The sequence below is a fragment of the Oerskovia rustica genome, assembly GCF_014836555.1.
Classification (GTDB): Bacteria; Actinomycetota; Actinomycetes; order Actinomycetales; family Cellulomonadaceae; genus Oerskovia; species Oerskovia rustica.
On record NZ_JACSQQ010000007.1, the window covers coordinates 148,560 to 161,431 of the forward strand.

Sequence of the window (12,872 nt, forward strand, 5' to 3'; positions counted from 1 at the left end):
CGTGGCAGGCTGGTGACACGTCGGCCGCGTCAGGACGCGACGTAACCCGCTCGTCACACTCTTCAGGCAGGATGTAGCCCATGGACAGGCAGCAGGAGTTCGTGCTCCGCACGGTCGAGGAGCGCGACATCCGCTTCATCCGTCTCTGGTTCACCGACGTGCTGGGGATGCTCAAGTCGGTCGCAGTGGCTCCCGCGGAGCTCGAGTCCGCGTTCGCGGAGGGCATCGGCTTCGACGGCAGCTCGATCGAGGGCCTCACTCGTGTCTACGAGGCCGACATGATCGCGCGCCCCGACCCCACCACGTTCCAGGTGCTCCCGTGGCGCGGGGAGCGGCACGGGACCGCGAGGATGTTCTGCGACATCCTCACCCCGGACGGCGAGCCCTCGCTCGCGGACTCGCGCAACGTGCTCAAGCGCGCGCTCGCGAAGGCGAGCGACAAGGGCTTCACGTTCTACACGCATCCCGAGGTCGAGTTCTACCTCTTCAACCACCCGGCCGACGCCTCGGCGCCGCTCGTGCCGGTCGACCAGGGCGGGTACTTCGACCACCTGGCCCGGGGGTCGACGCACGACTTCCGCCGCGCCGCGATCACGATGCTCGAGTCGATGGGCATCTCGGTCGAGTTCTCCCACCACGAGGCGGGCCCCGGCCAGAACGAGATCGACCTGCGCTACGCCGACGCCCTGACGACGGCCGACAACCTCATGACGTTCCGCACGGTCGTCAAGGAGGTCGCCCTGGAGCAGGGGGTCTTCGCGTCGTTCATGCCCAAGCCCATGGCGGACCAGCCCGGCTCCGGGATGCACACGCACCTGTCGCTGTTCGAGGGCGACCGCAACGCGTTCCACGAGCCCGGCGCGCAGTTCGAGCTGTCGAAGACGGCGCGCTCGTTCATCGCGGGCCTGCTGGTCCACGCGGCGGAGATCACCGCGATCACGAACCAGTACGTCAACTCGTACAAGCGCCTGTGGGGCGGGGCCGAGGCCCCGAGCTACGTGTGCTGGGGCCACAACAACCGCTCGGCGCTCGTGCGCGTGCCCATGTACAAGCCGGGCAAGGGCAACTCGAGCCGCATCGAGTACCGCGCGCTCGACTCCGCGACCAACCCGTACCTCGCGTACGCGGTGATCCTCGCGGCGGGCCTCAAGGGCATCGAGGAGGGCTACGAGCTCCCCGAGGCGACCGAGGACGACGTGTGGGAGCTGACCGACGCCGAGCGCCGCGCGCTCGGCATCAAGCCGCTGCCGCAGTCGCTCGACGCCGCGATCCAGATCATGGAGACGTCCGAGCTCGTCGCCGAGACCCTGGGCGAGCACGTGTTCGACTTCGTGCTGCGCAACAAGCGCCAGGAGTGGGACGCCTACCGGTCCCAGGTGACGCCGTTCGAGCTGAAGCGGTTCCTCCAGGTCCTGTGAGCCAGTCCTCCCGTCGGTCGGTCGGGTCCCGGTGGTCGTCATGACCTCGGGGCCCGACGACGTCACGCCCCTCGGGCGCATCGGCGCACCCAACGGGTCGCGCCGCCCCACCTTGACCTCGCGCCTGCGCCGGCTCGGGTTCGCCGACGTGACCCGCTCGGCGTCGCTGCTCGACGACAAGGACCTCGTGGGCGTCCTCGGGCCGCTGCCCGAGGACGTGCTGGTCGCGCTCGGCGCGACCGCGGACCCCGACCTGGCCCTGCTCCAGCTCGCGCGGCTGTCGTCCGCTGCGGCCGGGGACGAGGCGTCGTGCCGGACGTTCCGCGACCTGCTCACGGGGGCAGGGGAGCGGTCGGTGACGGAGGCCGCCGTGGTCGAGGACGGGGGCACCGGCGCCGGTGGGTCCGGCACGTCCAGCACCCAGGACGCCCCCGTCCCCTCGGGCCGCGACCGCCTGCTCGCGGTGCTCGGCGCGTCGGTCGCGCTGGGCGACGAGCTCGTGTCCCACCCGGACCTGCTGGCCGTCGTCGCCGACCCGGCGTCCGGGACGGGGGTCGACGCGGGCGCCGTCCGCGCCGAGCTGCTGCGCGCGGTCGAGGCAGACCCCGAGGCGCACCAGCCCGTCGCGGCGCTGCCGGCCCCCGTCGCGACCGACGCCATGCGCCGCGCCTACCGGTCCCGCCTCCTGCGCATCGCCGCGACCGACCTCACGTCGAGCGAACCGCTCACGCGGTTGCCGGCCGTCGCGGCGGCGCTCGCCGACCTCGCGGCCGCCGCGCTCGAGGCCTCGCTCGCGATCGCGCGCTCCGAGCTCGACGACCACGGGGCGGGCGTGCGGCTCGCGGTCATGGGCATGGGCAAGTGCGGCGGCCGTGAGCTCAACTACGTCTCGGACGTCGACGTGATCTACGTGGCCGAGCCGGCCGAGGGGTACGACGAGGCCTACGCGACGAGCGTCGGCGCGCGGCTCGCGACGGGCCTCGCACGCGCCTGCCAGGGGACGTCGTCGGAGCCGCCGCTGTGGCCCGTCGACGCGGCGCTGCGCCCCGAGGGCAAGAACGGCCCGCTCGTGCGCACGCTCGCGAGCCACCTCGCGTACTACGAGCGCTGGGCCAAGACGTGGGAGTTCCAGGCGCTGCTCAAGGCGCGCCTGGTCGCGGGCGACCGCGAGCTCGGGGCGGCGTACCACGACGCGATCAACCCGTTCGTGTGGTCGGCCGTGACGCGTGAGAACTTCGTCGAGGACTCCCAGGCGATGCGCCGCCGGGTCGAGGACCACGTGCCCGCCGCCGAGGCCGACCGCCAGCTCAAGCTCGGCAAGGGTGGCCTGCGCGACGTCGAGTTCACGGTGCAGCTCCTGCAGCTCGTGCACGGGCGGGCCGACGACTCGATCCGCAGCCCCAGCACCCTCACGGCGCTCGCGTCCCTGGCGGCGGGCGGCTACGTCGGGCGCGAGCATGCAGCGCGTCTCGCGGTCTGCTACCGCTTCCTGCGCTCGCTCGAGCACCGCATCCAGCTCTTCCGGCTGCGCCGCACGCACCTGGTGCCGACGGGCGAGGACGACCTGCGTCGTCTGGCACGGTCGTTGGGCATGCGGGCCGAGGGCGCCGAGGGCCTGCTCGACCGGTGGCGCTCCACGCGCCGCGAGGTGCGCGCGCTGCACGAGGAGCTCTTCTACCGGCCCCTGCTCCCGGCCACGGCCCAGCTCTCGGCCGAGGAGGCGAGCCTCGCGCCCGAGGCGGCCAAGGCGCGCTTCCAGGCGATCGGCTACCGGGACCCGGCGGGCGCGATGCGGCACGTGCTCGCGCTGACCGAGGGCGTGAGCCGCCGTGCCGCGATCCAGCGCCAGCTCCTGCCGGTCATGCTCGGCTGGTTCGCCGAGGGCGCGGACCCGGACGCGGGGCTGCTCAACTTCCGCAAGCTGTCCGAGGAGCTCGGCTCGACGCACTGGTACCTGAAGCTGCTGCGGGACTCGGGCTCGGCCGCGTACCGGCTCGCGACGCTCCTCTCGAGCTCGCGGTACATGGCCGACGCGCTGTCCCGTTCGCCCGAGTCGGTGGCCTGGCTCGCCGACGACGCCGACCTCGTCCCGCGCGGGGCCGAGCGTCTCGCGAAGGAGGCCGACGCGATCCTCACGCGCGCCGACGTCGCTGCCCCTGCCGCCACGGCGCTGCGGGCCGTGCGCCGTCGCGAGCTCGCACGCACCGGGGCCGCGGAGATCCTCGGCGTCGTGGACCCGGTCGACGCCGCGCGCGCGATCTCCGACGCCGCAGACCTCGCCCTCGTGGGCGGGCTGCGGGTCGCGCAGTTCGTCGCCCGGGGAGAGCTCGGCGTCGCGGGCCCGGACGACGACCCGGCACGGTGCGCGATCATCGCCATGGGTCGCTTGGGCGGGCGCGAGATGGGCTACGGCTCGGACGCCGACGTCATGTTCGTGCACGAGCCCACCGAGGGCGCGAGCGACCGCGACGCACAGGCGTTCGCGCTCGTCGTCGCGACCCGGTTGCGCTCGCTGCTCGGCGACATGGGCCCCGAGCCCGGGCTGCCCGTCGACGCCGACCTGCGCCCCGAGGGACGCAACGGCCCGCTCGTGCGCTCGTTCGACTCCTACGCCGAGTACTACGACCGCTGGTCGGCCGCGTGGGAGTCCCAGGCGCTGCTGCGCGCCCGACCGGCCGCGGGGGACGCGGGGCTCGGCGAGCGGTTCATGATGCTCGTCGACCCGCTGCGCTACCCGGCGGGCGGGCTCGATGCCGCGACCGTGCGCGAGGTGCGGCGCATCAAGGCCCGCGTCGAGTCGGAGCGGCTGCCGCGCGGCGTCGACCCGTCGCGGCACCTCAAGCTCGGCCGGGGCGGCGTCTCGGACGTCGAGTGGACGGTCCAGCTCCTGCAGCTCCAGCACGCTCACGAGGTCGCCGGCCTGCGCACGACGTCGACCATCGACGCGCTCGAGGCCGCGGCGCACGCGGGCATCGTCACGCCCGACGACGCCGCGACCCTGGGGGAGTCGTGGCACCTCGCGTCGCGGCTGCGCAGCGCCCTCGTGCTCTGGTCCGGTCGCTCGGGCGGCCCGACGGCCGACGTCCTGCCGCACGAGATCCGGGCGCTGTCCGGGCTCGCGCGCGTCATCGGCGACGAGGAGTCCGGGGCCGAGCTCGAGGAGCGCTACCTGCGGACCGCGCGACGGGCCCGGGCCGTCATGGAACGCGTGTTCTACGGCGAGGACTGAGCCCCGCCCTGCTCGTCGCACGGCGCGTCGACCGTCAGGCCCGCCGCGCTCACCTGCTGGTCGATCAGCACGAGCGTGCGCTGCATCGCGACCGGCTGCAGCTTGCCCACCTGGTGCCCGTGCGGATGGTCGAAGAACACGAGCAGGCTCAGCATCAGGGCGATCACGAGCGTCACGCTGCCCATGAGGACCGACTGCGTGACGGCGCCCTCGCCCGAGTCGGCGAAGAACAGCATGAACACGAAGATCGTCGCCGAGATGACGAACAGGACGAGCCACAGTGGCAGCGGGATCAGGCCCTCGGCGCCGTGGACACGCGCTTGGCGCGCCTGCTCCCGGTCGGAGGTCTGGTCCATCCACCGGTCGTACGCGGACTGCTCGGTGTCGGTCGCGGGCTCGACGCCGCGGATCGTGCGGAACATCTCGACGCCCCACGGGTTCACGGCCTCCCCGAGCCTGCCGTCGGCCATGGCCTCCCACTCGGTCGTCGCGACCGACCGGGCGTAGCAGACGAGCTGCCCCGAGAGCTCGGCCGCGGCGTCGGGCGGGAGGAACTGCGCGGTCTGGAGCTGCTGCGCGACGACCTGGGCCTCCTCCTCGGCACCGCTGCGGGCGTCGTCGTAGGACTCGAAGGCCAGGAAGATGATGAAGCCGAGCAGCACCGAGAAGCCCGTCGCGAGCACCCCGAAGACCCCCGACGCCCGGTCGCCGTCGTGGAACCGGCTGCCCTCGGGCGCCCGGGAGCGCACGAGCAGCATCGCGGTGACGGTGATCGCGGTCGCGCCGACCGTGACCAGGGTGGCGATCAGGATGTTCATGGCCTCACACCTTGATCGGGTAGGCGAGGAGGACTCCGAGCGTGGCCAGCAGCACCACCGTGCCGAGCCCGACCATGGCGAGCCGCAGCCGGGGGGACGAGAGCTTGGCGCCGATCCCGCCGAAGAAGAGCACCGACGCGCACATGACCGTGGCCAGGACGTAGTTGTCCTTGACGCCGTTCGCCTGGTGCGCTCGTGCGGCCAGCACGTCGGCCTTCTTCTCGAGCCGTTGCGACTCCTGTGACGAGGCCAGGACGTACTCGTCCATCGCGAACGGGCTGGGCGGTGCGGCCGGGTTGGTCGAGGGGTCCTGCGCGACCCACGCCTCGACCGCGGGCTGGAACTCCTCGCGGAAGCGCGCGTAGAGGAACCCCGAGTAGGTCGACGGGTCCGGCTCGTAGCCGGGGGCCGGGCCGACCCTGCCCTGCTCGGCGTCGAGCGCGCTGAGCCAGTCGGTGAAGAGCTGGACGTCGATGATCGTCTCCTGACCGGCGCGCGTCGAGGCCCGGTTGCTCTCGGTGCGCGCCGCGCCGGCCGCGCTGTACGCCGTCGCCATCTCACCGCCCCAGCGGGCGCTCTGGAACGCCGACCACGCCGTCATGACGGTCGCGATCGCGAGCAGCACCGCGGCGACGAGCTCGAGGTGCCGATGCACCGACGCCGCCGGGCCGCGGGAGTCGCTGCTCCCGCGGTCGGCGGCGTCGGTCGGGCCGTCCGGGGCGGCCGTGCCGGTCACGTCGGTCCTGTGCGGCCCCGACCCTCAGGCCAGGGCCTTCGCCTTGAGCGTGGCGAACTCGTTCTCGTCGATCACACCCGAGTCGAGCAGGGCCTTGGCGTCGGCGATCTGTGTGACCGGCGAGGAGTCGGTGCCTGCGACACCCCTGATGTAGGCGTCGGTCTGCACCTTGGCCTGCGACATGTCCTGCATCTGGCGCTCGGCCATCCCGCGCCCGCGGGCGATGATGTAGATCAGCGCGGAGACGAACGGGACGACGATGAGGGCGACGACCCACAGCGCCTTCCACCAGCCGTTCAGCGTGTGGTCACGGAAGAGGTCGGCGAGGATCCGGAACAGGATCATCAGGTACATGAAGAAGAAGAACCACCAGACCATCAGCCAGAACCAGTCCATGAAGCTGTCCATGCGAATTCCTCCTCAGGTGGGTGCCGGTCATCCGGCGAGGATCTGAGCCTTCTGCGCCTCGAACTCGGCAGGGCTCAGCACACCCTGGTCGCGCAGCGCGGCGAGCTGCGTGAGCTGGGCGATCTTGGCGTCCATGCCGGCCGGTGCGGGTGCGGGGGCAGGCGGCGGCGCGGCGTAGGTCGGCTGCGGCGCCTGCTGCGGAGGCGGTTCCTCCTGGGCGGCCCAGCGGCCTGCCTGTCGGCGGGAGACGCGGTTGGAGACGGCGGTCGCGGTACCGGCGACGACGGCGGTTCGCGCGACGCCTCGGATCAGTCCGGGCATGGTGTTCCTCCTCTGTCGGGACGTGGGTCAGGTGGCGTTCTCGGCGGCGTCGAGCGCGGCGAGCACTGCCTGCACCGGGATGCGCCCGCTCGCGACGAGCTGGGCGCCGCCGCGGCGCAGGGCGGACGCGAAGGGTGCCGCCCAGACGTTCTCGTAGACCAGGACCGCCGCCGTCCGCCCGGGCTCGACCGCCTCGGCGGCCTCGGTCAGGTCCTCGTGCCCCAGGAGCCCCGACGAGGCACCCGCGAAGATCTCGAGGCCCGTCGATCCGTCGGCGAGCTCGTCGAGCTCGACGCCCACCACGCTCCCGTCCTCCTCCTTGCGCAGCACGAGCAGGTCGAGGACACGGATGGTCCCGCGTTCGACGAGGTCGACGAGCAGGGGGAAGGCCTCGCCCGTCATGGCGTCGGACTCGAACTCGACGACGAGGTAGTCGATCGGTCCGGTGTCCTGCAGGTCGTTCGGGTCCTGGGTCATGGGTCGTCGGTCCTCTCCTCCGGGACCTCTCCGCCGTCCCCCGGACGTCCAGGTGCCCGGTGCGGGGAGAGGTCGCACGTGTCGTGTCGCTCCTGCCCAGGATCCGGCGCCAGGCGGTCTGCGTCGTCATGCGAACCGCATGAACTTGGTCGCGAGGCCCCGGGACGGCGCGACCGGATCATGTGATCGGGGTGATGCGAGCCCCCCGGAGGGCGTGCGGCAATGGGAGGACGTGACCGGGCGAGAGGATGGCCAGACCGTGGACTACACCGACCGACTTCGGCGCTTCGCGATCAACGACGCGCGCCTCGAGGAGGACCTGGAGCTCGAGTCGACCGTCCTCGAGCCCAAGACGCTCGCGCTGATCCGACTCGCCGCGCTCGTCGCGGTCGGCGGGGCGGAGCCGACGTACGGCAGCGAGGTCGACGAAGCGGTGACGGCAGGTGCGACCACCGCGGAGATCGTCGACGTCCTCGCCGCGACCATTCCCATCGTCGGGCTGCCGGCCGTCGTGGCCGCGGCTCCCAAGCTCGCGCTCGCGCTCGGCTACGACCCGTTCGACGCGCGCGAGCCGGGGTGAGCGCTCACGCGCCCAGCAGACCCCTGTCGAGCGCACGCTTCACGGCCTCGCTCCGGCTCGAGACGCCGAGCTTGCGGTAGATCGAACCGATCTCCGAGCTGGCGGTGTTCCGCGACACGAAGAGTCGCTCGCCGATCTCCCGGATCGTGAGGTGGGTCTGGAGATAGGGCAGGAGCCGCAGCTCCGCGGGCGTGAGCGGCGGCCCGGCGCCGACGGCAGTGCTCGTGTGCTCGGCCGCGTCGAAGGACTTGCGCAGGTCCGCGACCTCGTCGGTCAGCACGCCGAGCAAGGGCCGGCGGAGCAGCACGTCGTCGATCTCGCGCAGGAGGTGGCGGACCGCGGCGACGTCCGCCGTCGCCCAGCTCGTCCGCGCGAGGCGGAGACGTACGCGCACGGCGAGCGTGGGGAACGCGTACGTGCAGAACGTCCTGGTGCGCATCCCGCGGGTCAGGAGGTCGTTCGTCAGAGCGGGGTCATGGTCGTGGTGGGCCAGGCGAGCGGCCACGGCGTAGCCGAGCGCGCTCGTGGGGTAGTCGCCCAGCCGATGGGTCTCGATGATGGTGAGGACCCGCTGGACCCGGGTCCTGGCGCTCTCCCACCGACGGTGGTCCATGTCGAGGTCGGCGAGCTGCGACTCGGCGTACACGAGCGTGTCGGCGTCGCCCAGGGCGCTCGCGGCCTCGGCGCCGAGCTCGAGGTGTCGGACGGCGGACTCGTCGTCGCCGGTCAGGCGGAGCGCGTCGGCGCTCATCACGAGCGCGGTGTCGCGCCACGAGCTCCACTCGGGCTCGGCCGTCAGGGCGACCCCGGCGTCGTCGAGCATCCGTTGCGGGCCGTCCGGGCACCGCAGGGCCCGGAACATGGCCCGCGCCGAGTCGAACGAGGCCGACCCGTCCCCGGGGGCGCCGTCGAACGTGGCCGCGTCGGCGACCGCTCCCCAGTGCTCGGCGACCCCGGCGCGCCCCTCGTACACCGCGACGTAGCCGGCGAGCACCGCGAGCGGCGGGTGGCTGCGGATCGCGTCGTCGCCCAGGACGCCCAACCACCGGTCGATCGTGGAGATCTGGCCGCCCTGGAAGAGGGACATGACGATCCGGGTGACGAGCCTGGCGGCGCGCTCGCGCTCGCCCGTCGCGAGGAGCTGCTCGACGGCACGCGCCGGGGAGCCGTTCGCCTCGTACCAGTCGGCCGCCCGGACCCGGAGGTCGTCGGCGAGGTCCGGCTCTGCCGTCAGGAGGTCGTCGAGCAGCAGCTCGCGGAACAGGGCGTGGTACCGGAACCAGCGGCGGTGCCGGTCGAGCGGCACGAGGAAGAGGTGCGCGGACTCGAGCTCTCGCAGGTGCCGCAGCGACGAGCTCTCTCCGAGGACGGCGTCGCACAGGGGGGCGGTGAGGTCGTCGAGGATCGCGGTGCGGCGCAGGAACTGCCGCGTCTCGTCGGGCAGCCGTCGGAGCGCCTCCCGCTGGAGGTAGTCCGCGACGTACCGGTCGGTGCCCGTGACGGCCGCCGCGTCCGCGCCGTCCCCGCCGTCGCGTGCGACGAGCGCCGCGAGGTGCACCCCCACGGGCCACCCCTCGGTCCGCGTCCGGACGGCGTCCGCGACGTCGGGCGTGAGGGGCACGTCCGACGCGGCGAACACCTGAGCGGTGCCCTCGGCGTCGAGCGCGAGCTCGTGCACCCCGACCTCGACCGTCTCGTCCGTCGCGCGCAGCCGCGCCAGGTGGGGTTGCTCGTCGCGGCTCGCGGCGACGAGCTGCGACCCGTCGGGGATGCCACCGACCACGATGCCCAGCACGTCGTGGCAGGCCGCGGACCGGACCTCGTGCAGGTCGTCGAGCACCAGGACGAAGGCGGCAGGGCTCGTCCGGAGGACCGACGCCAGGTGGGGGGCAGCCCGCCCCAGCAGCGAGGCGTCGGGGCCGGCCATGTCCGCGCCGAGGTCCGGCAGCCCGATCCCGTGGCGGGCGACGGCGGCGGCCAGCACGGACAGCAGGGTCAGGGGGGCGTCGTCGAACCGGTCGAGCGTGATCCACACGACCGTCCTCGGGTCGCTCGCGGCCCACTCGGCGAGAAGCGTGGACTTGCCGTAGCCCGGAGGAGCGGTGACCCCCACGACGCGCCGTCCGCTCGCGCGCGCCGCGTCGATCAGGGGCGCCCGGCTCACGACCGGCGCGCCCGTCCCGGGCACGGTGAACTTGGCGTCGAGGAGCTGGCGGTCGAGCTCCACTGTCGTCGGTGCCGTCCACGGCTCTCCGTTCACGTCTTTCACGATAGGGCGCCGACCCCCGGAGCGCCCGGGGGAGCCGGGGGATCACCTGGTCTGGGGGATGCCCCGGGGCGTTGACGTTCCTAGCGTGGGACGCATCCACGTCTCGTCGCCGACCGAGCGGAGTCCCTCATGCGTCCCGACCAGCACGCCCGCACGATGCTGCCCATCCCGGACCGGCCTGCTCCCGGGCTCACGACGTACGACGCGAAGGATCCCGACACGTCGTACCCGCCCATCGAGCCGCTGCTGCCCCCTGAAGGGGCTCCGAACGTCCTGGTGATCCTGCTCGACGACGTGGGCTTCGGGGCGTCGAGCGCGTTCGGCGGCCCGTGCCGGACCCCGACCGCGGAGCGGCTCGCGGCCGGCGGGCTGCGCTTCAACCGGTTCCACACGACCGCGCTGTGCGCGCCGACCCGGCAGGCGTTGCTGACGGGCCGCAACCACCACTCGGTCGGCATGGGCAGCATCACCGAGACCGCGACGTCGGCCCCCGGCAACAGCTCGGTGCGCCCCAACACCAAGGCGCCGCTCGCGATGACCCTCAAGCTCAACGGGTACTCGACGGCCCAGTTCGGCAAGTGCCACGAGGTGCCCGTCTGGCAGACCTCACCCCTGGGGCCGTTCGACGCCTGGCCCTCGGGCGGCGGCGGGTTCGAGACGTTCTACGGGTTCATCGGCGGGGAGAACAACCAGTGGGACCCCGCGCTGTACGACGGGACGACCCCCGTCGAGCCGCCCGCCACGCCCGAGGAGGGGTACCACCTGACCGAGGACCTCACGGATCGTGCGGTCGGCTGGGTGCGCCAGCAGAAGGCGCTCATGCCCGACCGGCCGTTCTTCGTGTACTTCGCGCCCGGCGCGACGCACGCCCCGCACCACGTCCCCAAGGAGTGGGCAGACCGCTACGCGGGCCAGTTCGACGACGGCTGGGACGTGCAGCGCGAGCGCACGTTCGCGCGCCAGCAGGAGCTCGGCGTGGTCCCGGCCGAGGCCGAGCTCACGGTGCGCAACCCGCAGATCCCGGCGTGGGACGAGATGCCCGACGACCTCAAGCCCGTGCTCGTGCGGGAGATGGAGGTCTACGCGGGGTTCCTCGAGCACACCGACCACCACGTGGGTCGGCTCGTCGACGCCCTCGACGACCTCGGGATCCTCGACGACACGCTGATCTACTACATCATCGGCGACAACGGGGCCTCGGCCGAGGGGACCCTGAACGGCGCGTTCAACGAGATGGCGAACTTCAACGGCATGGCGGCGCTCGAGACGCCGGAGTTCCTTCGCTCCAAGGTCGACGAGTTCGGGTCGCCGTCGTCGTACAACCACTACGCGGTCGGCTGGGCGTGGGCCATGGACACGCCGTTCCAGTGGACCAAGCAGGTCGCCTCGCACTGGGGCGGGACCCGCAACGGCACGATCGTGCACTGGCCCGAGCGCATCACGCAGGGCGACGGCCTGCGCTCGCATTTCACGCACGTCATCGACGTGGCCCCCACGATCCTCGAGGCCGCGGGGCTGCCCGAGCCGACGAGCGTCAACGGGGTCCAGCAGTCGCCCATGGAGGGCACGAGCATGCTCTACGCGTTCGACGACGCGCAGAGCCCCGAGCGGCACGACCTGCAGTACTTCGAGATGTTCGCGAACCGCGGGATCTACTTCAAGGGCTGGAGCGCCGTGACCAAGCACCGCACCCCGTGGCTCCTGGTCGGCGGCGAGGTGCCCGCGTTCGACGACGACGTCTGGGAGCTCTACGACGGGCGCACCGACTTCAGCCAGGCGCACGACCTCGCGGCCGAGCAGCCCGAGAGGCTCGCGGGGCTCCAGCGGCTGTGGCTCATCGAGGCGACCAAGTACGGCGTGCTCCCCATGGACGACCGCACGGGCGAACGGCTGGACCCCGCGTCCGCAGGTCGCCCCACGCTCGTCCACGGCACGTCGCAGCAGTTCTTCGCCGGGATGGGGAGGCTCTCGGAGAGCAGCGTGGTCAGCATCAAGAACCGCTCGTTCTCGGTCACGGCCGAGGTCGAGGTCCCGGCCGCGGGCGTCGAGGGCGTGATCATCGCCCAGGGCGGCCGGTTCGGCGGGTGGTCGCTGTACGCCAAGGAGGGGCGGGCGAAGTTCGTCTACAACGTCCTGGGCATCCAGGAGTTCGTGGTCACCGCTGACCACGCTGTCCCCGCTGGTACGCACCAGGTCCGCATGGAGTTCGCGTACGACGGCGGCGGCCTCGCCAAGGGCGGCGACGTCACCCTCTACTACGACGGCGAGGTCGCAGGAGCAGGGCGCGTCGGGGCGACGCAGCCCATGATCTTCTCCGCGGACGAGACGACCGACGTCGGGTACGAGTCGGGCACCCCGGTCACGTCCGACTACACGACCCGGGGGAGCCGCTTCACGGGCAGGATCGGCTGGGTCCAGATCGACCTGGGCACCGACGACCACGACCACTTCATCGACCCGGACGAGCGCCTGCGGATCGCGATGGCGCGCCAGTGACGGGTGGGCGAGGGGCTTTCCCACCCGCGCACGGCCCGACGGCGCCGCTCACCTCGCAGGGGGAGCGGCGCCGGCGGGCGGGATGCTCGCCGGGCGCGCCCCGGGCAAGTGGTCCGGTGG

10 protein-coding genes are annotated in these 12,872 nt (G+C 72.7%); 4 read left to right on the forward strand and 6 right to left on the reverse strand.

What is annotated here, in order from left to right; all coding sequences use genetic code 11:
* The first annotated feature begins 80 nt into the window (after positions 1-80).
* Both H9652_RS06095 and H9652_RS06100 read left to right on the forward strand, forming a co-directional pair.
* The gene (locus H9652_RS06095) at positions 81-1,418 is read left to right on the forward strand and encodes a glutamine synthetase family protein (RefSeq protein WP_138824170.1); all 1,338 of its coding nucleotides are present in this window, start codon (positions 81-83) and stop codon (positions 1,416-1,418) included.
* 40 nt (positions 1,419-1,458) lie between these two features.
* A complete protein-coding gene (locus tag H9652_RS06100) occupies positions 1,459-4,647 on the forward strand; it encodes a bifunctional [glutamine synthetase] adenylyltransferase/[glutamine synthetase]-adenylyl-L-tyrosine phosphorylase (protein ID WP_191795449.1) in 3,189 nt (1,062 codons plus the stop codon).
* Here the strand turns inward: H9652_RS06100 and H9652_RS06105 are convergent.
* From H9652_RS06105 to H9652_RS06125, 5 genes are read right to left on the reverse strand one after another with little or no spacing between them, the layout of a single operon-like run.
* Entirely contained in the window at positions 4,632-5,465 is an 834-nt protein-coding gene (locus H9652_RS06105) for a bestrophin-like domain (protein ID WP_191795450.1), read from the reverse strand. The two genes, H9652_RS06100 and H9652_RS06105, sit on opposite strands and share 16 nt — an antisense overlap.
* Before the next feature lie 4 nt (positions 5,466-5,469).
* Positions 5,470-6,201: a hypothetical protein gene (locus tag H9652_RS06110; protein ID WP_191795451.1), complete on the reverse strand. Its 732-nt coding sequence runs from the start codon at positions 6,199-6,201 to the stop codon at positions 5,470-5,472.
* 24 nt (positions 6,202-6,225) lie between these two features.
* On the reverse strand, positions 6,226-6,609 hold the full coding sequence (locus tag H9652_RS06115; protein ID WP_191795452.1) for an SHOCT domain-containing protein: 384 nt from the start codon (positions 6,607-6,609) through the stop codon (positions 6,226-6,228).
* 27 nt (positions 6,610-6,636) lie between these two features.
* Complete coding sequence (locus H9652_RS06120; RefSeq protein WP_191795453.1) at positions 6,637-6,930, reverse strand: SHOCT domain-containing protein; 294 nt, start codon at positions 6,928-6,930, stop codon at positions 6,637-6,639.
* 27 nt (positions 6,931-6,957) lie between these two features.
* Positions 6,958-7,407, reverse strand: coding sequence for a DUF6325 family protein (locus tag H9652_RS06125; protein WP_191795454.1), 450 nt, complete (start codon positions 7,405-7,407; stop codon positions 6,958-6,960).
* 259 nt (positions 7,408-7,666) lie between these two features.
* Between H9652_RS06125 and H9652_RS06130 the strand changes: the two genes are divergently transcribed.
* Entirely contained in the window at positions 7,667-7,987 is a 321-nt protein-coding gene (locus tag H9652_RS06130; RefSeq protein WP_030153209.1) for a carboxymuconolactone decarboxylase family protein, read from the forward strand.
* 4 nt (positions 7,988-7,991) lie between these two features.
* Here the strand turns inward: H9652_RS06130 and H9652_RS20235 are convergent, their stop codons facing one another.
* The gene (locus H9652_RS20235; protein WP_191795455.1) at positions 7,992-10,247 is read right to left on the reverse strand and encodes a LuxR C-terminal-related transcriptional regulator; all 2,256 of its coding nucleotides are present in this window, start codon (positions 10,245-10,247) and stop codon (positions 7,992-7,994) included.
* A gap of 138 nt (positions 10,248-10,385) precedes the next feature.
* On the opposite strand from H9652_RS20235, the gene H9652_RS06140 reads away from it, so the two are divergent.
* Positions 10,386-12,752 (forward strand): arylsulfatase, encoded by a 2,367-nt coding sequence (locus H9652_RS06140; protein ID WP_191795456.1) that lies wholly within the window; start codon positions 10,386-10,388, stop codon positions 12,750-12,752.
* Positions 12,753-12,872 lie beyond the last annotated feature (120 nt).

Excerpts from the sequence above, each read along its gene's own strand:
- H9652_RS06095 (WP_138824170.1), top strand. The coding sequence starts at position 81 with ATGGACAGGCAGCAGGAGTTCGTGCTCCGCACGGTCGAGGAGCGCGAC.
- H9652_RS06100 (WP_191795449.1), top strand. The coding sequence starts at position 1,459 with ATGACCTCGGGGCCCGACGACGTCACGCCCCTCGGGCGCATCGGCGCA.
- H9652_RS06105 (WP_191795450.1), bottom strand. The coding sequence starts at position 5,465 with ATGAACATCCTGATCGCCACCCTGGTCACGGTCGGCGCGACCGCGATC.
- H9652_RS06115 (WP_191795452.1), bottom strand. The coding sequence starts at position 6,609 with ATGGACAGCTTCATGGACTGGTTCTGGCTGATGGTCTGGTGGTTCTTC.
- H9652_RS06120 (WP_191795453.1), bottom strand. The coding sequence starts at position 6,930 with ATGCCCGGACTGATCCGAGGCGTCGCGCGAACCGCCGTCGTCGCCGGT.
- H9652_RS06125 (WP_191795454.1), bottom strand. The coding sequence starts at position 7,407 with ATGACCCAGGACCCGAACGACCTGCAGGACACCGGACCGATCGACTAC.
- H9652_RS06140 (WP_191795456.1), top strand. The coding sequence starts at position 10,386 with ATGCGTCCCGACCAGCACGCCCGCACGATGCTGCCCATCCCGGACCGG.